Annotated in this window: 17 protein-coding genes and 1 pseudogene; 12 read left to right on the top strand and 6 right to left on the bottom strand. The window is 55.7% G+C overall.

Annotation, left to right across the window (positions count from 1 at the left end; translation table 11 throughout):
• Positions 1 to 779: pseudogene (locus IGS51_RS13760) on the top strand (hypothetical protein); the annotation flags it as partial.
• A 227-nt stretch (positions 780 to 1,006) separates the two neighbouring features.
• Here the strand turns inward: IGS51_RS13760 and IGS51_RS13755 are convergent.
• Both IGS51_RS13755 and IGS51_RS13750 read right to left on the bottom strand, forming a co-directional pair.
• On the bottom strand, positions 1,007 to 4,984 hold the full coding sequence (locus tag IGS51_RS13755; protein ID WP_297078983.1) for a magnesium chelatase subunit H: 3,978 nt from the start codon (positions 4,982 to 4,984) through the stop codon (positions 1,007 to 1,009).
• A gap of 646 nt (positions 4,985 to 5,630) precedes the next feature.
• Positions 5,631 to 7,226: a glycosyltransferase family 39 protein gene (locus tag IGS51_RS13750; RefSeq protein WP_297078982.1), complete on the bottom strand. Its 1,596-nt coding sequence runs from the start codon at positions 7,224 to 7,226 to the stop codon at positions 5,631 to 5,633.
• A 188-nt stretch (positions 7,227 to 7,414) separates the two neighbouring features.
• On the opposite strand from IGS51_RS13750, the gene groL reads away from it, so the two are divergent.
• The gene (groL, locus tag IGS51_RS13745; RefSeq protein WP_297078979.1) at positions 7,415 to 9,067 is read left to right on the top strand and encodes a chaperonin GroEL; all 1,653 of its coding nucleotides are present in this window, start codon (positions 7,415 to 7,417) and stop codon (positions 9,065 to 9,067) included.
• Between the two features lie 457 nt (positions 9,068 to 9,524).
• On the opposite strand, the gene IGS51_RS13740 is transcribed toward groL, so the two are convergent.
• Positions 9,525 to 10,688, bottom strand: coding sequence for a GuaB3 family IMP dehydrogenase-related protein (locus IGS51_RS13740; RefSeq protein WP_297078977.1), 1,164 nt, complete (start codon positions 10,686 to 10,688; stop codon positions 9,525 to 9,527).
• Positions 10,689 to 11,273: 585 nt separating this feature from the next.
• Between IGS51_RS13740 and apcA the strand changes: the two genes are divergently transcribed.
• The 4 genes from apcA (at position 11,274) to IGS51_RS13720 (ending at position 13,791) form a co-directional block, all read left to right on the top strand.
• Entirely contained in the window at positions 11,274 to 11,759 is a 486-nt protein-coding gene (apcA, locus tag IGS51_RS13735) for an allophycocyanin subunit alpha (RefSeq protein WP_277773014.1), read from the top strand.
• Between the two features lie 60 nt (positions 11,760 to 11,819).
• Positions 11,820 to 12,305 (top strand): allophycocyanin subunit beta, encoded by a 486-nt coding sequence (apcB, locus tag IGS51_RS13730; protein WP_172353678.1) that lies wholly within the window; start codon positions 11,820 to 11,822, stop codon positions 12,303 to 12,305.
• 306 nt (positions 12,306 to 12,611) lie between these two features.
• Positions 12,612 to 12,815: a phycobilisome linker polypeptide gene (locus IGS51_RS13725; RefSeq protein ID WP_068510880.1), complete on the top strand. Its 204-nt coding sequence runs from the start codon at positions 12,612 to 12,614 to the stop codon at positions 12,813 to 12,815.
• 484 nt (positions 12,816 to 13,299) lie between these two features.
• Positions 13,300 to 13,791, top strand: a complete 492-nt coding sequence (locus IGS51_RS13720; protein WP_297078975.1) for a DM13 domain-containing protein — start codon at positions 13,300 to 13,302, stop codon at positions 13,789 to 13,791.
• Positions 13,792 to 13,875: 84 nt separating this feature from the next.
• Here IGS51_RS13720 and thrB read toward each other — a convergent pair whose 3' ends face one another.
• From thrB to IGS51_RS13705, 3 genes are all read right to left on the bottom strand, one after another.
• On the bottom strand, positions 13,876 to 14,802 hold the full coding sequence (gene thrB, locus IGS51_RS13715) for a homoserine kinase (protein WP_297078973.1): 927 nt from the start codon (positions 14,800 to 14,802) through the stop codon (positions 13,876 to 13,878).
• 58 nt (positions 14,803 to 14,860) lie between these two features.
• Positions 14,861 to 15,217, bottom strand: coding sequence for a carbon dioxide-concentrating mechanism protein CcmK (locus IGS51_RS13710; RefSeq protein ID WP_225906729.1), 357 nt, complete (start codon positions 15,215 to 15,217; stop codon positions 14,861 to 14,863).
• Between the two features lie 290 nt (positions 15,218 to 15,507).
• A complete protein-coding gene (locus IGS51_RS13705) occupies positions 15,508 to 15,813 on the bottom strand; it encodes a carbon dioxide-concentrating mechanism protein CcmK (RefSeq protein WP_172353681.1) in 306 nt (101 codons plus the stop codon).
• 226 nt (positions 15,814 to 16,039) lie between these two features.
• Here IGS51_RS13705 and IGS51_RS13700 point away from each other — a divergent pair, with 226 nt between their 5' ends.
• From IGS51_RS13700 to IGS51_RS13675, 6 genes are all read left to right on the top strand, one after another.
• Positions 16,040 to 16,285: a hypothetical protein gene (locus IGS51_RS13700; RefSeq protein WP_297078970.1), complete on the top strand. Its 246-nt coding sequence runs from the start codon at positions 16,040 to 16,042 to the stop codon at positions 16,283 to 16,285.
• The gene (locus tag IGS51_RS13695; RefSeq protein WP_297078968.1) at positions 16,282 to 16,635 is read left to right on the top strand and encodes a type II toxin-antitoxin system PemK/MazF family toxin; all 354 of its coding nucleotides are present in this window, start codon (positions 16,282 to 16,284) and stop codon (positions 16,633 to 16,635) included. The genes IGS51_RS13700 and IGS51_RS13695 overlap by 4 nt, the downstream gene beginning before the upstream one ends.
• Before the next feature lie 92 nt (positions 16,636 to 16,727).
• On the top strand, positions 16,728 to 17,747 hold the full coding sequence (locus IGS51_RS13690; protein ID WP_297078966.1) for an ATP-binding cassette domain-containing protein: 1,020 nt from the start codon (positions 16,728 to 16,730) through the stop codon (positions 17,745 to 17,747).
• Between the two features lie 20 nt (positions 17,748 to 17,767).
• Positions 17,768 to 19,096, top strand: a complete 1,329-nt coding sequence (gene cbiE / locus IGS51_RS13685; RefSeq protein ID WP_297078964.1) for a precorrin-6y C5,15-methyltransferase (decarboxylating) subunit CbiE — start codon at positions 17,768 to 17,770, stop codon at positions 19,094 to 19,096.
• Between the two features lie 73 nt (positions 19,097 to 19,169).
• Entirely contained in the window at positions 19,170 to 19,406 is a 237-nt protein-coding gene (locus IGS51_RS13680) for a hypothetical protein (protein WP_297078962.1), read from the top strand.
• A gap of 876 nt (positions 19,407 to 20,282) precedes the next feature.
• Complete coding sequence (locus IGS51_RS13675; RefSeq protein ID WP_297078960.1) at positions 20,283 to 20,819, top strand: pentapeptide repeat-containing protein; 537 nt, start codon at positions 20,283 to 20,285, stop codon at positions 20,817 to 20,819.
• Positions 20,820 to 20,963 lie beyond the last annotated feature (144 nt).

Genomic DNA, 20,963 nt, shown 5'->3' with positions numbered 1-20,963 from the left:
TGGGCGGGCTGCGGCGGGGCGATCGCGTCGTGGTGCGCCTTTACACGCCGCAAAACCAGTTCATTGGCTACAGTGAGTTTGAACTGCTGTCGGATTTTACAGCCGTCAGCTTGGTGCTGCCGAGCCAGCGGTCAGAGGTGCGGATTGTGCGGACGGTCTATGGAATTGATGGCGATCGCAACGGGTCTATCGATCAGGGCGCAACAGTGTATGACTACTTTACGCGAATCAGCAGCAGCCGCTATGAGGAAAGCCGCGTCACCTTCTTGCCCAGCACCCAGGGAATCGACACGCGCTTGTTTGCAGTGCGCGGGCTGCCCAACCCGCCTGTGACCTGCACCTACACTAGCTCGTTCCAAACGGGCAATTTCTCCTTGGTCAGCCGCACAATTTCCGTATTCCGCTCGGCGCTGGCTCCTGCTCTCATCTCTTTTCCAGGCAGCAGCTTTAGGGTTGTTGATGTCAGTACCACAACGGTTTACGAAGTGGCCCAACTGATCCGCGAATACGAGCGCATCGGTACGTCGAGTGGCTCCATTGTGCTGATTGGCTCCGATGGCAACTATAGCTACTGTAGTGCTGCCTGCGACGACGATGAGGATTGGGATGATGATGACTGGGGGTATGACTGGGACGATGACGATGATGATCGCCGGGGTCGTCGCAGCAATTGCAATCAGGGCATTGGCAATGGGCCAGAGGGCTGCGACCCTGGAAACTCGCGTCCTCGCGGCGGCAGCAACGATGAAGGGGGGCGCCGCCCCGGCCGCCGTCGATAGGCTGTAGCCTTAACCCAGGAAAAAGGGCGATCGCGCTTGTTCTACCTGGTCTAGATTGGCTGGTTTAGGCGGGGCGATCGCTCTTCTCAAGCAAAATCCCCTGCTTCTGGCACGGTTCCAAGAGGCAGGGGATTTTTAGGTTACGCCGTATCTAGGTTACGCCGCGTTTACATGCCGCATGTATATAACGCCTGTATAACGCCGCAAGCGAAGCGCCGGAGAACGGACTACTCAATTCCTTCAATCCGGTCTTCTACTTCCTGATAAAGCTGGCGCAAGCGCTCTAGGTTTTCTTCGCTGGTTTCCCAATAGCCGCGACCGTTGACCTCCAGCAGCGTGCCGACGATCTTGCGGAAGGAGTTGGGGTTCAGGTTTAGCAGGCGCTTCTGCATTTCCTCGTCTTCGATAAACGTGGTGTTCACGTCTTCGTAGACCCAGTTATCCACTGCGCCCGCCGTTGCCGACCATCCCATCGTGTTCACGAGTCGCTTCGACAGTTCCCGCACGCCCTCATAGCCGTGGGACAGCATTCCCTCGTACCACTTGGGATTCAGCAGCTTGGTGCGGGCATCCAGCCGGACGGTTTCCGACAGGGTTCGCACCTGAGCGTTGGCCGTGGTGGTGTCGGCAATGTAGGCGGCGGGCTGCTTACCGTCTTTCCGCAGACGAGACACGACCTTTGTCGGGTCCGAGTCGAAGTAGTGGGACACGTCCGTTAGCGAGATTTCCGAAGAATCCAGATTTTGGAACGTCACATCTACCGTCTTCAGCGCGGTTTCAAAAATCTGGCGCGAATCGTCCATTACGCCCGGATTGTCGGAATTGAACGAGAAGCCCTTGCGCGACAGGTACATATCCTGAAGCTCGGCCTCGCTTTCCCAGGTGCTATTTTCCACCGCCAGATTCACGTTGGAGGAATAGGAACCGGATGCGTTGGAGAACACGCGAGTTGCAGCCTGACGCACGTCTACGCCCAACTCTTTGGCCTGCTCGATGGCGTGCTTACGCACGTAGTTCATCTCGACTGGTTCATCCGCTTCGGCCGCCATTTTAATCGCGCGATCTAGCAGATTCATCTGGTTGATGAACAGATCCCGGAACACGCCAGAGCAGTTCACCACCACGTCTACCCGGGGGCGGCCCAGTTCCTCCAGCGGAATCAGTTCCAGCTTGTTCACCCGGCCCAGCGCATCGGGAACCGGACGCACGCCCACCAGCAGCATCACCTGGGCCAGCGATTCGCCATAGGTCTTGATGTTGTCTGTGCCCCAGAGGACGAAGGCGATGGTTTCGGGATAAGTGCCTGTTTCCGCTTTTTGCCGGGCCAACAGGCGATCGACCACAATCTGGGCCGACTGCACCGCCGCTAGAGTGGGAATCGACTGCGGATCGAGGGCGTGGATGTTTTTACCGGTAGGCAGCACATCGGGGTTGCGAATCGGGTCGCCGCCGGGGCCAGGCAGGACGTACTCGCCCTCTAGCGCTTGCAGCAGTGCGCCCAGTTCGTTGTCCGCTACCACCTGCTTCAGGCAGAACTCCAGATATTCAAACAGCGGCTTGATGTCGTCTGCGTTGACCTTGGGATAGCCCGCCTCTGCCAGCGCTTCGATCCAGGGTTCTTTCTTACCCAGGTTAAAGAAGTTGAGCTTGGTGACGAGAGACACGCGCCCGTCCGCGTCGATTTGCTCCTGCACCATTGCAGCGACGGCTTTGCGAACCGCTTGGGTGATGTCGTAGAGCAACTGCACGTCGGTCAAAACGCCGCGATCGCTCCCTTTGTATACCTCGTCGATATCGCGCCCCAGGCTCTCGGCGATAATCCGCTGGAGACTCTTGATGCCGTCTTCGGGGCGATCGAGTCCTGCGATGTTGACCAGCGTGGCGATCGCCTCTTCTGCGGTCGGGGGCTTGCCGATGACGTGCAGACCGCAGGGCAACAGGCGCGACTCAATCTCCATGAGCTTGATGTAGACTTTGCCGATCAGCGTGTCGCGGTCTTCTGCCGACAGGTCGCCAGCGTCGCCATCCGGCAACACGATGTCCTTATCTAGATTGACCTGGCGACACTTTTCCACCACTGCGTTGACGATGGATGCGCCGCGTCCCGAATCCTTCAGGGTTTGGTAAGACGCGATCAGTTCGCTGAGTTCCTTCAGTCCTTTATATAGCCCCGCATTTTCCGCTGGCGGAGTCAGGTAGCTGATGGTTTCGGCATAGCCGCGACGCTTGGCAATTGTCGCCTCCGACGGATTATTCGCCGCGTAGTAATAGAGGTTGGGAATCGTGCCAATCAGGCTGTCGGGATAGCACTCGTTGGACATGCCCATTTGCTTACCAGGCATGAATTCCAGCGACCCGTGGGTGCCAAAGTGCAGCACCGCATCGGCTTTCCAGATTTTTTCCAGGTAGGTGTAGTAGGCAGCGAAGCCGTGGTGCGGGCTGGCAGAACGGGAGAACAGCAGCCGCATGGGGTCGCCCTCATAGCCGAAGGTGGGCTGCACGCCGATAAACACATTGCCAAAGGACTTGCCAAACACCAGCAGGTTTTGACCGTCGGTGTTCAGATGTCCGGGCGGCGGCCCCCAGCTTGCTTCCAGACGGGTGGAATAGGGCGTGAGCTGCTCATACTCCGGAACCGACATGCGATAGGCAATGTTGAGTTCGGGACTGGCGTATTGTGCCTGGGCATCGTGAATCACCGCCTGCATCAACGCTTCGGCAGACTCCGGCAGTTCCTCAACGTCGTAGCCGTTGGTCTTCAGCGCCTTCATCACTTCATAGATGGAGCCGAATACGTCCAGATAAGCTGCCGTGCCCACGTTGCCCTTGTCCGGCGGGAAGCTAAACACAGTGATGGCAACCCGCTTTTGCAGACGGGGCTTGCGGCGGAGGTTTGCCCACTTCATGGCTCGCTGGGCAATCGCCTCTATCCGGTCTTGCAGGGCGATCGCCTTACCCGTTGCGCCATCGCGACCCGATACAATAATCGGCTCGATTGCGCCGTCCAGTTCAGGAATCGCAATTTGCAGCGCTACCTGGATGGGATGCAGCCCCAGGTCGCTGTCTTGCCATTCTTCCGTCGTCTGGAACACCAGCGGCAGCGCCACCATGTAGGGACGATTCAGCCGCTTCAGCGAGTCAATTGCTTTGGGGTGATCCTGCCGCGCCGGGCCGCCCACCAGCGCAAAGCCCGTCAGCGACACCACCACGTCCACAATGGGCTGCTTCGTCAGCGGGTCATAGAAGTAGCTGTCCACAGGTTTTGAAAAGTCCAACCCGCCCGCAAACACGGAAATTACCCGTGCGCCCATGCTTTCGAGTTCCTGCACCATTGCCACATAGTGTGCGTCGTCGCCCGTCACCAGGTGCGTCCGTTGCAGCACTAGCCCCACTGTCGGCGCGAGGGGATCTTTCATATCTGCGCCAATGTCTCGCCGAGAGCCATGCCAGTTGAGGTATTCTTTGAGATCCTCAAACATCTGGGGCGCGAGCGGGTGCCAGATGCCCATGTCGGGATAGGTGACCGGATCGCGATATTGCAGCGTCGCAGATTTCAGCGCCTGCACGTCGCAATAGCGGTCAATTATCATCAGCAGGAAGTTTTCCAGGTTTTCGGACGAGCCGCCCAGCCAGTATTGAAAGCTGAGCATAAAGTTCCGGGCATCCTGCGCCTTGTCCATCGGCAGATACTTCAGCACCTTGGGCAGGGTGTTTAGCAGCTTCAGCATCGCGTCTTCAAAGCCTGCGCCCTGCTTCTGGCGGCGCTTTTTCATGAATTCGCCAATGACGCTTTTGGACTGCCCCAGTTGCGACATGGAGAAGCTGCCCAGCTTGTTCAGGCGCATCACCTGGGGCATGGAGGGGAAGACGATGGCGGCATCGAGGCGATCGCGCATGGGCTGCACCGCAGCTACGACCTTTTCTGCTAGCTCCTCAATGAAAATTAGCGAGCCGATAAAGATATTCGCTTCTGAAACGTCTTTTTGCAGGGCTTCGTAGTTCTCAGTGCTACGTAACTCTTCTAGCAAGTAGCCGCTAATCTCGATTGCCACGTCGGGATTGCTCTCATTAATCGAACGCACCGCCGCAGACAGGGCGCTTTGATATTGCGGCTCTAGCACGACATAGACCACCTTGATCAGCGCACGCCCGTTGAGATTGTCGGGAACAATGTGTCTGACCGTGGGCTTGACGTGAGTGAACATGCAGGTCGGCTCCTCTCAAACAGGTTTTGCAATCAGCTTTGGCTATGGGCGGAACAGGGTAGGCTCCGAAACTCTGGACAACGCAGAACAGCAGACAGCAGTGCTAGGCTGCCGCAGTGGGCCAGGAGAGCGCTAAACCGTGACCGCTTAAAAAGTGTTACATCTGTCGTTTTACCAGAAAACGCTTGTCAAATGGAGGCTTCACGCTGCAAGTGATACAAATTGATAAACAAGCTGAGATATTTATTTACGAGTGATAGCATCAAAAAAAGTATTTGCTCACTGTTTTGCAAATAAATGTAAAACAATTTGCTGATGCACCCAATAGGAAAAACTTATAAATTGCAAATACATTGCAAACCCCGCAGGTTTTTTTGATCACGAATCGAGTCAGGTTTAAGCCAGACGTAATCACCCTTAACGTCCAAAACCGCATTTTCTAGTTTTCTAAACATGCGATCGCCCCGCTTGGTTGATCGGATTTACCCAAATCCAAAAACACCAACCGATGACCTAAAACGGGTTTGACAGCAAAAATAAATTTCAAAAATCGGTTTCTTTGCTGATAGCGAATCCATCAATCCTTCGGACTAGAGTTCAGGATTCTAATCTTTGATTTTTTTGGGTAAAAACTTGATAAAAACTTTCACTGCTCAACTTTCCAAAGATACCAACCCACTTCACTTAAAGGCTTTCCGAGAGATTGTTGGATCTGATTTCGCTCAGCTTCTGGCATGTGGAACACGAAGACATCGGAGCCATCAGGAAACTGCTCTGACGGTACGTTTGCTTCGGCTTCATGGTTTAACAGGTAGAACTGGACGGCATCGTTTGTGCGATAGCTGAGGGCGATCAGATTACCGATATTGATCCCAAAGTCATCGCTAATCACGATGGGTTGATTCGCCTTGTTCAGCGTTTGGGCGATCGCCGGAATGTGGTAGCTAACCCCCTTATTCCACCAGGTTTCTGCCTGGGAGCTAATGACATTAGACAGGAAGCCTAGGAAGAATAGCGAGAGGGCGATCGCCTGCCAGAATTTGCGATTTTTTGCCCCAAAAACCTCAATTTTCATCGTTAGAAGATAGCCCACTGCCAGGTGCAGTCCTAGAAAACTGGGCACAAGATATCGCCCGACAATCGATCGCTGTCCGCCTAAAATTAGATCCGGCAGCGCCAAAATCAACACAGGAATCAGAGCCAGGGTCCACACAAAAGTCCAAACATGGCGCGGCGCATTTCGCTGGATAAATAGCAGCGCAAATATTTCCAAAATCAGCAGCGGAATACAGAGCCACCAGAGCGCAAAGGTGTCAGGATTCCAGTCAAAGTCCATGAAGATGCGGCTGAAGTTGAGCGCCGATGCTTTCACCATCACCCACAGCGGCAGCGATTCTCTTGCCCATCCCGTGGTGTTGCTTAAAACGTCACGATATTTCACTAGGAAATAGAGCCAGGGCGCAAAGGCGGCGATCGCCACACACGACCATCCCAGGTATGCGGTGCCAGCACGAGTCATGCGCCATTTTTCCCACTTGCGCGAGATGCCGCCATTCAGCAGCACGTATACGCCGTGGGCAATGCCTACCAAACCCGTGAACAAAAACGTGTAGAGTCCTGCTGTGAGGCTCAGCGCGTAGAGCGCCCAGTGGGACCAGGTGCCCAGCCGCAGCGCCCGCAGCAGCAGCGCACTGGAGGTCAGGATTAGCGCCGCCCACAGGCTGTATTCTCGCGATTCTTGGGCATAGAGGACATGGTAGGGCGAGATGGCCAGCAGGCCAACCGTCATCAGGGCGATCGCCGGAGCCTGAAATAGCTCCATGCAGAGCCAGTAGGCGCAGACCAGCATCAGTAATCCAAAGACAACCGCCAGACTCCGCAGCGCCAGCACCGAATCGCCAAATAGCTGCACCCAAAATCGCCCAAGAATGTAGTACAGGGGCGGATGCTGGGGGTCTTCCTGTCCCAGGGAAGTTAACAGTTGCCCCAAGCCGCGTTCTGGGCGAAACCGCTGAAAGGCTTGCAGCTCATCGCGGCTGACGATGCGCCCGGTGAAGAGTTGCTCGACGACCTCCGAGCGCCGCTGGGCGGTCATTTCCATTGAGGTATACACTTCGTCGTGCCAATACACCTTTTTGTCAATGTTGATGACGCGGAAGAGAAGCCCCAGCATCAGCGCCACCAGCACCAGGGTCAGCAGTCTGGGGGTGAGGGCGGTAGGGCGGATGGCGCGACGGTTCACAGGCAATCTCCTCCCGATCAATCCGAAGATGCATGAATGCAAACGGCAGGCTCCCTAGCATAGCAAAGCGGGTTGCTGTTTACCGTCTGGCCAGAGAAGGATTGCAAAGGGCGATCGCCGCTAGAGATTTAGCAATCTCCTCCATTAGAGTGCTAAATTCTGGAAGGAGCGCTAACGAAAACAAAGGTATGTCTAAGATCATTGTGTTTGAGGAAGAGTCTCGGCAGGCGCTGGAGCGCGGCGTGAATGCGATCGCCAATGCGGTGCGCGTGACGCTCGGGCCGAAGGGACGCAACGTGCTGCTGGAGAAAAAGTTTGGTGCGCCGCAGATTGTCAACGACGGCATCACGATTGCCAAAGAGATCGAGCTAGAAGATCCGCTAGAAAACACGGGGGCGCAGTTGATTCGTGAAGTTGCCTCCAAAACAAAAGATTTGGCGGGTGATGGCACGACCACTGCCACGGTGCTGGCCCAGGCCATCATCCACGAGGGGCTGAAGAATGTGGCGGCTGGGACGAACCCCATCAGTCTGCGTCGCGGTATTGAAAAAGCAGTGGCCAAACTGGTGGATGAGATCGAAGCCGTCGCCAAGCCGATTGAGGGAAATGCGATCGCCCAGGTGGCCACGGTTTCCGCAGGTAGTGATGAAGAGGTTGGCGCAATTATTGCCGAAGCCGTTGAGAAAGTCGGCCGCGATGGCGTGATCACCGTGGAGGAATCCAAGTCTCTGACCACAGAACTGGAAGTTGTGGAAGGGATGCAGTTCGATCGCGGCTACATCTCGCCCTACTTTGTCACCGATGCGGAGCGGATGATCTGCGAGATGGAGAATGTTGCGATTCTAATCACCACGCAGAAAATTGGCTCGATTGGTGAACTGGTGCCCGTTCTGGAAAAGATTGCCCGGGCCGGACAGCCGCTGCTGATCATCGCTGAAGATATCGAAGGCGAAGCTCTGGCAACGCTGGTGGTCAACCGTCTGCGAGGCGTGCTGAACGTGGTTGCGGTGAAGGCTCCGAGCTTTGGCGATCGCCGCAAAGCCGTGCTGCAAGATATTGCCGTGCTGACGGGCGGCCAGATGATTGCGGAGGAAATTGGCCTCAGCCTAGACACCGCCACGCTGGAAATGCTGGGCAATGCCCGCAAGGTCACCATTACGAAAGACACCACTACACTGGTTGCCGAAGCCCCCGATAAGGTGGCTCTGGACAAGCGCATCGCTCAAATCCGCAAGGAGCTTAGCGAAACGGATTCAGAATACGATTCCGAGAAACTGCAAGAGCGCCTGGCCAAGCTGACGGGCGGTGTGGCCGTGATTAAGGTCGGCGCAGCCACCGAGACGGAACTGAAGGACAAAAAGCTGCGGATCGAAGACGCGCTGAACGCGACGAAAGCCGCGCTGGCGGAAGGCATTGTGCCCGGTGGCGGTTCCACGCTGCTGCACCTGAGCAAAAAGCTGGCTGACTTCAAAAACACGCTCTCGGCGGAGGAGCAAATCGGAGCTAACATCATCATGAAAGCGCTAGAAGCCCCGCTGCGCCAGATTGCCGACAATGCCGGAGTCGAAGGCTCGGTCGTGGTGGAACGAGTGCGAGCGATGGAGTTTGGCAAGGGCTACAACGCGCTCACCGATGCCTATGAAGACCTAATCGCGGCGGGGATTCTCGATCCGGCGAAGGTCGTGCGCTCTGGTTTGCAGGATGCGGCCTCGGTGGCGGCGATGGTGCTGACGACGGAAGCGCTGGTGGTCGAAAAGCCTGAACCTGCGGCTCCCGCTCCCGGCGGCGACATGAGCGGCATGGGCGGCATGGGCGGTATGGGCGGCATGGGCATGATGTAGAAGGTAACAATCCTGAGATTGCCTGAGATTGGGAACTAAAACCCTGCCATATTGCAAAAAATCTCTGCTTGATTCAATTCGACTCAGGCAGAGATTTTAAGTTTTGATGGAGTGTGGAACAGGTTGCTCTCAGTAATGTCTCTGAAAGTAGCGTCTCTGAAAGTAATGTCTCTGAACGTTTCTGAAGGAGGGCGATCGCCCTCAGTGCAAGTTCAACAAGTTCAAATAGTCTTAAAAATCGCCCAAAGTTCTCTCAAAATAAGGGAAAAACCCGCAATAAGAACCGCCTGAACACGGATGCCCAGGCGGAGTGTGGTGTGAGGAGTGAACGGAAACATGCGTCTCCGCTACATCTATTGTAAAGGACTGGACTGGAGGATATGGGGCGATCGCCCCATCCAGGCGAAAAATTTATCAGATTGTTACTTGACGAATAGGTTTATCTACCCATCCAGGCTTATTTACCCATGCCAAGCTGTTGAGCCTTTTGATAGACCTTGCCCTCCGTAAGCAGCGACGGCGCGATAATCACCTCGACCTGCTGCATCTCCCGAATGTCCTTTGCACCCAGCGTGCCCATGCTGGTTTGCAGCGCACCCAAAAAATTGTGTGTGCCGTCATCCAGCTTGGCCGGCCCGCGCAAAATCTCGCGCAGCGTCCCCGTCGTCCCCACGCGAATGCGGGTTCCGCGAGGCAGCACAGGACTAGGCGTTGCCATGCCCCAGTGATAGCCACGACCGGGCGCTTCGGCCGCACGAGCAAAGGGCGACCCGATCATTACGCCATCTGCACCACAGGCGATGCACTTGCAGATATCGCCGCCCGTAATCAGACCCCCATCCGCAATGATTGGCACATAGTTTCCGGTTTCACGATGATAGTCGTCGCGGGCAGCCGCGCAGTCGGCGATCGCCGTTGCCTGAGGCACACCCACCCCTAGCACCCCACGAGAGGTACAGGCCGCGCCCGGCCCGATGCCGACCAGCACGCCCGATGCGCCCGCCTTCATCAAATTCAGCGCCACGTCGTAGGTCACGCAATTCCCCAAAATCACAGGAATCGGCATTTCCTGACAAAAGTCCGCCAAATCTAGCGGCGTGATCGACTCCGGCGACAGATGCGCCGTTGATACCACCGTCGCCTGCACGAAAAACAGGTCTGCGCCGGCCTTGGCCACGGTCTGCCCAAACCGAGACGCACCTGCCGGAGTCGCGCTCACCGCCGCAATCCCACCCTGCTGCTTAATTTCCTGAATCCGCTGCTCAATTAGCGCTGGTTTAATCGGCTCTGCGTATAGCTCCTGCATCAGCGGCACAAACTCGTGCTTTTCCACCGATGCAATTCGATCTAGGACGGCATCTGGATCATCGTAGCGCGTCTGCACGCCCTCCAGGTTCAACACGCCCAGCGCGCCCAGTTCGCTCAGCGCTACCGCCATCCGCACATCCACTACCCCGTCCATTGCGCTGGCAATAATCGGAATTTCCCGCTCAATGCCGCCGATTGTCCAGCGGGTATCGGCGAGAGATGGGTCGAGCGTGCGCGAACCTGGAACCAGTGCAATTTCGTCGATACCGTAGGCTCTGCGGGCAGATTTACCCTTACCAATTTGGATGTCCACTATTCACCCTCTGCTTGACCCAACATCGAGGCTGAAATCGGTAGGCACTACAACTCCAAATCGCGCAAGCGAGAATTCACTCACGACCTAGAATGCAAGCTACTTTTCTCAACCCAATAAGGAACTAGACTACCAAAAATTGGGCGTGATCTGTTGCCTATTTAACCAAACGATGACGCAAGACCCAAACAGCAGAATGGCGACACTTCTGTCAATCCTGAGGAAGAAGATTACAAAATGTTGCAACAAAACTAAGAATGACAACCTGATGCCGCAAAATGTTTGCGGAAGGTAGCTGAGCCTCAACCCTTATGTACTTCTGGTCACACTCGTGTGGAGGGGTAGCACTAGGGGTAGAGTATGGAAAGTTACTATGCCAGTCCGCAAAAGGCTCAACTGTATGAACTTTATGGATTCAGTTGAGTTTGTTTGGCGAGCCTTCTCAGAGATTTTCTCATGGGTTTTCCTGCATAGGATTTCCTGTGCGGCGCTCTAGAGGTTATCTGGCTAGCGGCTCAGTCGTTCAGACATGAACGCCAGTTTAGACACATCTGGTTACATTTTGCTTTTCGGAGGAATCCATCAATGAGTATTGTCACGAAGTCAATCGTGAATGCCGATGCTGAGGCTCGCTATCTCAGCCCGGGTGAATTAGACCGGATCAAAGGCTTTGTCACCTCTGGTGAAAAGCGTCTGCGGATTGCCCAAGTGCTGACCGACTCTCGCGAGCGGATTGTGAAGCAAGCGGGTGACCAACTGTTCCAAAAGCGTCCCGACGTGGTTTCTCCCGGTGGTAACGCTTACGGCGAAGAAATGACCGCTACTTGCCTGCGTGACCTCGACTACTACCTGCGTCTGGTGACCTACGGTGTGGTTGCAGGCGATGTCACTCCCATCGAAGAAATCGGCATCGTGGGTGTGCGTGAGATGTACAAGTCTCTGGGTACTCCCATCGAAGCAGTGGCAGAAGGCGTTCGCGCAATGAAGAGCGTGGCAACGTCCATGATGTCTGGCGAAGATGCGGCTGAAGCTGGCGCTTACTTCGACTACGTTATCGGCGCAATGCAGTAGGGTTTTGCCCTCAACTGTTGCCTGAATGCATCAAGATTCACTTTTTAAGGAAGCGAGACCATGCAAGACGCAATTACTTCTGTTATTAATTCTTCTGACGTTCAGGGCAAATACCTGGATACTGCCGCTCTGGAAAAGCTGAAGGGCTACTTCTCCACGGGTGAACTGCGCGTCCGCGCCGCCACCACCATCAGCGCCAACGCTGCTGCCATCGTGAAGGAAGCAGTTGCCAAGTCCCTGCTGTACTCGGATATCACCCGTCCCGGCGGCAACATGTACACCACCCGTCGCTATGCAGCTTGCATCCGCGACCTCGACTACTACCTCCGCTACGCCACCTACGCCATGCTGGCGGGTGACCCCTCCATCCTGGATGAGCGCGTGCTCAACGGTCTGAAGGAAACCTACAACTCGCTGGGCGTGCCTGTGGCTGCGACGGTGCAAGCAATCCAAGCCATGAAAGAAGTGACCGCCAGCTTGGTGGGTGCTGACGCTGGCAAGGAAATGGGCGTGTATTTCGACTACATCTGCTCTGGCTTGAGCTAGGCTCCAAGGATGAAAGTGGAAACGGGAAGTCTGAATTGAAAGGGTTCGAGCTTCACGGTTTACGCTTTTGAATTTTGTAACTTTTGGCTGGGAGTTTTGGTGTTGGTTTCAGGCGATCGCAGGCTTTTTCTCTAAAGAGGCGGCTCCGAGGGTTTGAGATTAACGCTAGGCTCCCAGCATTTAAGAATTTTTGGGGTTGATATCAATCGACTTTTTCCTCAACGTTCTGCCTACTCAGAACGGGCACTTTGAAACAGGTGCGGCTAATCTATTTCGTTGCTTCTTTCCGGTTAGGAGATGTAACCCATGCGGATGTTCAAGATTACGGCTTGCGTTCCCAGCCAGACCCGGATTCGCACCCAGCGCGAACTGCAAAATACCTATTTCACCAAGCTGGTTCCCTACGATAGCTGGTTCCGGGAGCAGCAGCGCATTCAGAAAATGGGCGGCAAGATTGTGAAGGTTGAGCTGGCAACGGGTAAGCCCGGCTCGAATACTGGACTGGCCTAGGGGCGATCGCCCTTCCCAGCTAGCTTTTAGGTTTTGGCTATGGAAATCGCTATAGAAGTGAGGCTATTGGTCGGGTTGTAACCCATTGCCCGCCAGCATGATCAAGCTTTTGGTTTCCGAGTTGAAGACTCCACTGAGGTAAACGAGACCATTATGGTCTCTTTTTTTTGCCGAAATTTATTTCCATCGGCGAACTACGGACTTCCGCAGGCGGGCGACTTCTCGCGGGCGCAAGGCATGAGCAATTGTGAAAACAGCATCCTAGCCTACCTGAAGAACCAGAAGTTCCGAGCCGAGCGCCCAGGATGGTTGTAGGATTTTCGATCCAATTCACTACTTCTGCTTTGGCAATTCTCATCTGATTATCAGCTTTGATCCGGCGATTCCTGCCAGGATGGGGGCAATCGCTGTTTGAGAAAGGTGCTGAGAACTTTGCTTGGGAGGAGGGTTGATGAACCTGTATCGAGCTTGTTTGGGTTTGACGATGCTAACTGGGATTGGCTGTGCCGCTCAGGTGGCCGTGGAACCGCCCGCTGAGCCGTCTGTCGCGGCGACTTCGGAGGTCGTTGCTGCTTCACCGCAATCTTCTCTGGCTGCATCTCCTGGGGCGATCGCCGCGAGTCCGAGAATTGTGAAGTCTGGAACCTTTGTGAGCGGCGAACACCCGACGCAGGGGACGGCGCAAATCGTGACCGAAAACGGGCAGCGGTTTCTAGAATTTGGCAACGACTTCCGCACGAATAGCGGTCCCGATCTAACGGTAATTCTGCATCGTAGCGGGAATGTGATTGGTTCCACCCCTCCGCCTGCCCATGCCATCCGGGAGGGCGATTATGTGGTGCTAGCAGAATTGCAGAGAACCCAGGGGGCACAGCGCTACGCAATTCCCAATAGCGTAAATCTGGACGAGTTTAACTCAGCAGCCGTGTGGTGCCGACGGTTTAACGCAACCTTTGGCGCGGCGGAACTGCTGTAAACAGTCAGCCAGTGTAAGCAGGCAACCAGTGTAAACAGTCAGCCAGTGTAAACAGTCAGCCAGTGTAAACAGTCAGCCAAGCGGCTAGCCCTGAATCGAAACCCCTGTCGGATCGAGGTGCAGCGCCTGAGCCTGAACCGAAATTCCCCGATCTTCCCAGGCGGCTTTCATGGCTTCCGCAACTAGGGGCGCGATATCGGCGTGGGCCAGGGCCAGCAGGGTTGGGCCGGCACCGCTGATCACCAGCCCGTAGGCTCCCGCAGCAACGGCGGCGGCTTCTACGGCATCAAAGCCGGGAATGAGCGATCGCCGATAGGGTTGATGGATGCGGTCTTGCAGCGCGGCGCGGAGCCAGTCGGAGTGAGCAGTGTCCAATCCCCGCAGCAGTAGCCCCAGATGCCCCATGTTGAACACTGCATCGGGTCGGCTGTATGCGGCAGGCAGAACGCGGCGGGCTTCGGCGGTGGACAGTTCAAAATCAGGAATCGCAACAACGGGGACGATCTCGGAATGCCAGGGAACAGGGGCGATCGCCCATTCTCCGTTCAGATCGGTTGCTGCCAGCCGACAGCCACCCAGCATCGCAGGCACGACGTTATCTGGGTGTCCTTCCATGTCTACGGCGATCGCCACCAGTTCGGCTTCGCTTAGCGGCGACCCAGCCAGCACATTTGCACCCACCAGCCCGCCGACGATGGCCGTGGCAGAACTGCCCAACCCCCGCGCCAAAGGCACGCCCAGGCGAATCTCTAGCTTAATCAGCGGCGGCGACTGCTTGAGATGCTGAAAGAGTCTGGAAAAGGCCTGATAGGCCAGATTCGTTGCGTTGGTTTTGACCCGCGCTGCTTCCAGTCCTGAAACCGAGATTTGAACCGGCTCGATGCTTTGGACTAGGCGGGTAAAGGTGAAGTGATTTCTAAGCGACAGGGCTGCGCCCAGGCAATCGAACCCTGGCCCAATGTTGGTCGTTGTTGCGGGTACAGAAACAATGGCGTGGTCGGGCAGGGTCATGGTGCAGGGTTGGCGATCGCTCGATTAAACTATTGCCCCTAAACTATTACCCCGTCGGCTATTGCCCAGCGCCATTCCCACGACCCGGCAGACGCGGCACACCGATAGCGTCTTGAAACTGCTCGACCTCCGGGGTGAAGGCGATGGGCAGCACCACTTCTACGTTTTCATGAGGGCGGGGAATAATCACCCAGGTTTCCAGCGTGCCGCCGGGGGTGTTTTGCGCCGCCTCGATGCCCGCGTCCATTGCCTGCTTCACTTCCGACACGTCGCCGCGAATCATGATCGTAAAGCGAGCGCTTCCGGCGCGAATGTAGCCCACCAGGGTTACGCGACCCGCCTTTACCATTGCATCTGCTGCTGCCAATACAGCAGGAAAACCCTTTGTTTCTAGTGCGCCAACTGCAACCGGCATGATTCTCTCCAGAGGCGATCGCTCGCCCGATACTCAACTCGCGGGTAAAAATCGAACCCAATCCAACCCACATTGTACGGTCAAGTGATGCCCCATCGAAAAAAATCGATGGCTTTCCCTACGCTTCGAGTCATATCTACAAAAATGCTTAATGCACGGAAATAGGCGTTAATCAGCGCGATTGATAAGCATCGATTACCGCTGCAATTGGGTTTTTGTAAGGGACTTGGCAAATCCATCGGAGGAAGCCCAAATGGGCGATCGCCCATTACGCCAACCCCACAACTCCATTACATGAACTGCTGAACTTTGGTGGTGTACTTAATCGGCAGCACCACTTCCAGGTTCTCCGGTGGGTTGGGGATGATGTAGTAGTCCACCAGTTCCGCGCCATAGACCTGATTCACCGCTTCCACCCCAGCCTCAATGGCGGGCTTGACCTCCGAGGTGCTGCCGCGAATCGCCACCAGGAACTCTGCCCGCTCCGCCAGTCCGTAATACACCAGCGTCACCCGGCCCGCCTTCACCATTGCATCTGCCGCCGCCAAAATCCCTGGAAACCCGACGGTCTGAATTACTCCCACGGCTGCTGGCATACTGGCGCTCCCGGCTCACATTGAAAATCTCAGCATTCTATTTCAACACTATATTGTACGGAGTTTGCTGCGCGGGCGCATGGGTGCGGGCGAATGGTTTGTGCGATGAAAGGGTTATTAGGACAAACGGCGGGCGATCGCCCTATCTATAAAGCGTGTCCATTCATCGGACATACATTCCTACACTAGGATGTAGAAATCTAGACTTTCCGTAACCTTGCCCTCTATGTTGAAATCCGGTGCAACCGTTAGCAGCGAAAGTATTAAGCAAGAAATTGAGCAGCTCACGACCGAAGAGCTTCAACAGGTTGCCGACTTTATTGCGTTTCTAAGATTTCGCAACAAGCGCCGTCGAATGCTCGATGCCGAGCAGCTCGCGCTTCTCAATACTGAATTTGCAGAAGCCGATCGAGCGCTTGCTGAAGCAGGGATGGAAGACTACGCATCGTTGCTGCGCGAAGAGGATCAATGACTGAGGTACAGAGACGGGGTGAGGTTTGGCTAGCGAACTTGAATCCTACTCAAGGATCTGAGCAAGCTGGAGTACGTCCTGTTGTTGTGTTTCAGAATGACGTTGTGTCTCAATTTTCTACAACGGTTGTTGCTATTCCTTTAACAACAAATCAGCGGCGTGCAGCATTGCCTGTGTGTTTACTGATTCGTCGAGGAGATGGAGGACTTTCGGAGGACTCAGTTGCGCTGTGTTTTCAAATTCGTGTGCTGGATAAGGCGCGGTTAATCCGAAAGCTGGGGCAATTGGCCCCTGAAACAATCGCTCAGCTAGAAGATGTAGTGCTGCTAACACTGGGATATGAGCTATGAGGGGCGATCGCCCTTCGCCTCCCCGTCCCTAGTCAGCACTCTGTAGAATATGAAGTGTCGTCAACTCAAGTGACTTGCTTACTAAAACTGGCATGGCTCCCGCAGTTCTAATCGAAAACCTACAGAAGCGCTACGGCAGCGTAGAAGCGGTCAAAGACGTGTCGCTTCAGATCGAACCAGGAGAAATCTTTGGGCTGCTGGGGCCCAACGGCGCAGGCAAAACGACGACGATTCGCTGCCTCTGCACGCTGTCTACGCCTGATGCGGGGCGGATCGAGGTGTCGGGCGACTCGGTGCTAGAAAATCCCCGACTGGCGCGGCAGCGGCTTGGCTACGTTGCCCAGGAAGTGGCGCTGGATAAGGTGCTGACGGGGCGGGAACTGCTGGAACTGCAAGCGGCGCTGTATCATCTGCCCAAGGCAACGATTGGCGATCGCATCAATCAGGTAATTACGCTGTTGGGACTGACCGACTACGCCGACAAAAAAACAGGCACTTACTCCGGCGGTATCCGCAAGCGCCTAGACCTAGCGGCGGGGCTGCTGCATCAGCCGGACGTGCTGGTGCTAGACGAGCCGACCGTGGGGCTAGACATCGAAAGCCGCACAGCGGTTTGGGACTTTTTGCGGAAGCTGCGGGAGGGCGGCACAACGGTCTTGTTGACCAGCCATTACCTGGAGGAGGTAGACGCGCTGGCAGATCGGGTCGCCATTATCGACCAGGGTAAGGTGATTGCATCTGGCACGCCGTCGGCACTGAAAGACGGACTGGGGGGCGATCGCATCACCCTGCGCCTGCGCGAGTTTACCCCAGCAGACGAAGCCCAGCGGGCCACGGACTTGCTGAAAACGCTGCCCTTTGTGCAAGAGGTGATTGTGAACGAAGCCCAGGGCAATTCGCTCAACCTGGTCGTAGACACCCAGAGCGATGCGCTGCTGACGATTCAGCAGGTGCTAAAGGAAAACGGGCTGCCCATCTTTGGCGTGTCGCAGTCGCGCCCCAGCCTGGATGACGTGTACCTCGCCGCGACTGGGCAAACGATTCTGGATGCCGAGATCGCCGCCGCTGCCAAGCGCGATCCCAAAAAAGAGAAAAAGCAGAATATGCGCTAGTTTGCCGGGTGCAGCCCTAAATGGTTCCGATTCATGTTGTGGGTATTGGGCTGGAGGGTGCCGCAGGGCTAACGGCAGCAGCACGGCAGGCGGTGAACTGCGCCACGCTGCTGGTGGGGAGCGATCGCCATCTGGCCTACTTCCCCGACCACGCCGCCCCCAAAGTTCCCCTGGCAGATTTCCACGCCATGCTGCGGCAAATCCACGCCTACATCGGTGCAGCTTCCCAAGCTGAGACAGATGCAGATGCAGATCCAGAGACAGATGCAGATACAGGTTTGTCCATAGCCGTTCTCACCTCCGGCGACCCGCTGTTTTTTGGACTGGGGCGACTGCTGTTGTCCGAGTTTCCTGCCGACTGGCTCACCTTTCATCCCCACCTCAGCGCCATCCAGCTTGCCTTTAGCCGGGTCAAGGTGCCCTGGCAGGATGCGCGACTAGTCAGCGCCCACGGGCGATCGCCCGACACGCTGATGCAAGCCTTACAGCAGGGTGCAGCCAAAATCGCTGCTCTGACAGATGGGCACAATACCCCCCCGGCGATCGCCCGGCTAGTGTGCGATCTGGACTTGCCGGGGCAGTATCACCTCTGGGTCTGCGAGAACTTGGGCGGCGCAGATGAGCGAGTCCAGTGCTTTGCACCCGCAGAGTTGGCGGCCCAACAAGACACCCCGTTTGCGCCGCTGAATGTGGTGATTTTGCTGCGCGACGCAGAGACAGACGCGCCTGATCTGGCGACATTGCCTATGTTCGGGATTCCCGATGCGGCATTTCTCAGTTTTGGCGATCGCCCCGGCCTGATGACCAAGCGCGATGTCCGCGTGCTGGCGCTAGCAGAACTGGCGCTGCGACCGGGGCAAGTGGTGTGGGATGTCGGCGCGGGCACGGGGTCGGTTGCCATCGAAGCGGCCCGCCTCTGTCCCGCGTCCACCGTATATGCCCTAGAGAAAACCGCCGCCGGATTCTCCCTGATCCAGCAAAATGCCGAGCGCTTTCAGGTCAAAAACCTCAAACCTATGCAGGGCAAAGCTCCGGAAGCGCTGAGCCTGCTACCCGCGCCCGATCGCGTCTTCATTGGCGGCAGCGGCGGGCAGTTGGGCGAAATTCTGGATGATTGTGCCGAGGTGCTGAAGCCGGGAGGACGGATGGTGCTGGCGATCGCCACCCTCGACCATCTGGCGATCGCCCAGACCTGGCTCCAGGCGAACCGCTCCACCTGGCAACAGCACGCCCTCCAGGTCAACCTTGCCCGTACAGTGCCCGTTGCCGCCCTTACCCGCTTTGCCCCGCTCAACCCCGTCACGCTGATCACGCTCCAGCGCAGCGATCGCGCTCCGATACTCAGCTAAGTCAGCCCGCAGTGCTACAATCCTCACCGAGTCGTCTTTTCATACCCCTCACCCCCTTCCCACCCCCTTCCCAATGGACACTGCTTTAGAAGCTTTAGAAACAGATATCAGGGCGATCGCCCCCGTCATGCCCGCTGATCAGACCCTTTACCTCCTCCTCGCGCTGCATTGCGTCATTGGGCTGGCTGCAACGGCGGTTGCCTATTACAAAGGGCGAAACCTCGGACTTTGGCTATTCCTGGGGCTAACCTGTGGCACAGCAGCGCTGCTCGTCGCGCTGGTGATGAAGCGTCAACCCCGCGCTGCGTGAGGGATTAGCCCATTAGACGCTCGGTGAGATGAGCGAAAATCTATTCATAACAAATTATTGGGCAGTGCGAAGAGTTTGCTGCTATAGTGTAGAGAGTATAGCTATAACTCTGGCGCTTAACTCTGGCTCTAGGGTTTCTGTGGCTTTAACAGGCCTGTCCCTCTAAGAGGTCAGGTTATCTCTTCATGGTCTGTAGTTATACTCAGGATCCCGATGCAGGCTAGCGTTATCTCTTCTCTATTTCTTGAGGTAATCCTGCTGTTGAGTGATGCCCGTTGGATGATGCACTGACTGAAGCTTCAGGTTTAGTTTGAAGTCATATTCGATTGAGCAGTTCGATTGACCGAGTTCCTCTACCCAGTCATTCCCTTCTCTATAATCCCACCCCACCTCCGGTAAGCTGTTATGCTGCACGCTGATCGTTTCGAGGGCACCCTGCCCAGGCACCTGTATGTTGTTTCCGGTTCCGATGCCGCTTCCTCCAAGTCCGACATGCAGCCTCAGGCGTGTAGTTCCGTAGCAGCCCTCCAAGAGCTTCTAGCAAAAGAGGTCAGCCCCAGCAAGCGGGCAGTGATTGAAACCCTGATTAAACTATGGGAAGCAAACCCAAGGGTATACCTTCAGCAGATGGGTTGAGACGTGAGTGACGACGATCAAGCCCTTAAGAGATTTTTACAAGAATTTGCACGGGGTGATAGAGGTCTAGAGAGTCAAGAGATACAGGACTCGCTTCAAGGGCTTCTACAGGCAATCAACCGGGTTCAGAATGCTGAGACTGACGATCCCGCTGAACTTCTTAAGGCTGCTGGGCTAGGCTATACAAGTAATGTCTTAGGTTCCGCTCATCCCAAGCTGGGGTTGAGCGGAAAAATGTTTATGGGGGCGGATCTCAAGGGGGTCGTCCTCATTGGTGCGGATTTGCGGGGCGCGAACTTCAGTAGCGCTGATCTCTGCGGCGCAAACCTGACCAGCGCGATGCTCAATAACGCAGTGCTAATCAGCGCAAAGCTTAATGATGCCAGTCTTACGAGCGCAACGCTATCGGGTGCAAATCTAACCAGCGCCACGGTCATGCGGGCAAACTTGATTGGTGCAGATTTGTCGGATGCAAACCTGTTTGCCTCGGACTTGCGCTACGCCAATTTGACAGGAGCCGCTCTCTGCCGCGCCAAACTGGGAGAGGCGATGCTGTTGGGGATTAACCTGCGGCGAGCAAATCTGATGAGTGCTGACCTGCGGGGCGCAAACCTCTACAGTGCAAATCTTTGCGGTTCAAACCTGTACTATGCCAACTTCAACGATGCGAATCTGGACGGTGTAGAGGTCGAAAAGGCTCGCTTTCGTCAGAACCAAGGCATTCCCAAGGAGACGCGGCGACAGCTCATCCAAAAAGGGGCAGTGTTTGAGGATTAGTTCTGATACCGATTCTTGATTTTGGATTTGCGATTTTGGATCGCTAGTTAAGCGCTGCTAGGACTTCTAACTTCTAAGAGGATGTTTGCAAAGTCCTACTGTTTGTAGCAAAGCGTGCAAGATCCCCCTAAATCCCCCTTAAAA

Source organism: Thermoleptolyngbya sp. M55_K2018_002 (genome assembly GCF_015295965.1).
GTDB lineage: Bacteria > Cyanobacteriota > Cyanobacteriia > Elainellales > Elainellaceae > Thermoleptolyngbya > Thermoleptolyngbya sichuanensis.
Note: the sequence above shows the minus strand (reverse complement) of the source record. Positions and strands in the feature narration are given on the sequence as shown.

What these genes read in the sequence shown, in the direction of transcription:
- cbiE (WP_297078964.1), top strand. Translation starts at nt 17,768, where the DNA reads ATGGTTCCGATTCATGTTGTGGGTATTGGGCTGGAGGGTGCCGCAGGG.
- apcB (WP_172353678.1), top strand. Translation starts at nt 11,820, where the DNA reads ATGCAAGACGCAATTACTTCTGTTATTAATTCTTCTGACGTTCAGGGC.
- IGS51_RS13700 (WP_297078970.1), top strand. Translation starts at nt 16,040, where the DNA reads ATGTTGAAATCCGGTGCAACCGTTAGCAGCGAAAGTATTAAGCAAGAA.
- IGS51_RS13720 (WP_297078975.1), top strand. Translation starts at nt 13,300, where the DNA reads ATGCTAACTGGGATTGGCTGTGCCGCTCAGGTGGCCGTGGAACCGCCC.
- IGS51_RS13710 (WP_225906729.1), bottom strand. Translation starts at nt 15,217, where the DNA reads ATGCCGGTTGCAGTTGGCGCACTAGAAACAAAGGGTTTTCCTGCTGTA.
- thrB (WP_297078973.1), bottom strand. Translation starts at nt 14,802, where the DNA reads ATGACCCTGCCCGACCACGCCATTGTTTCTGTACCCGCAACAACGACC.
- IGS51_RS13675 (WP_297078960.1), top strand. Translation starts at nt 20,283, where the DNA reads ATGGGGGCGGATCTCAAGGGGGTCGTCCTCATTGGTGCGGATTTGCGG.
- groL (WP_297078979.1), top strand. Translation starts at nt 7,415, where the DNA reads ATGTCTAAGATCATTGTGTTTGAGGAAGAGTCTCGGCAGGCGCTGGAG.
- IGS51_RS13690 (WP_297078966.1), top strand. Translation starts at nt 16,728, where the DNA reads ATGGCTCCCGCAGTTCTAATCGAAAACCTACAGAAGCGCTACGGCAGC.
- IGS51_RS13755 (WP_297078983.1), bottom strand. Translation starts at nt 4,984, where the DNA reads ATGTTCACTCACGTCAAGCCCACGGTCAGACACATTGTTCCCGACAAT.
- IGS51_RS13680 (WP_297078962.1), top strand. Translation starts at nt 19,170, where the DNA reads ATGGACACTGCTTTAGAAGCTTTAGAAACAGATATCAGGGCGATCGCC.
- IGS51_RS13695 (WP_297078968.1), top strand. Translation starts at nt 16,282, where the DNA reads ATGACTGAGGTACAGAGACGGGGTGAGGTTTGGCTAGCGAACTTGAAT.
- apcA (WP_277773014.1), top strand. Translation starts at nt 11,274, where the DNA reads ATGAGTATTGTCACGAAGTCAATCGTGAATGCCGATGCTGAGGCTCGC.
- IGS51_RS13725 (WP_068510880.1), top strand. Translation starts at nt 12,612, where the DNA reads ATGCGGATGTTCAAGATTACGGCTTGCGTTCCCAGCCAGACCCGGATT.
- IGS51_RS13705 (WP_172353681.1), bottom strand. Translation starts at nt 15,813, where the DNA reads ATGCCAGCAGCCGTGGGAGTAATTCAGACCGTCGGGTTTCCAGGGATT.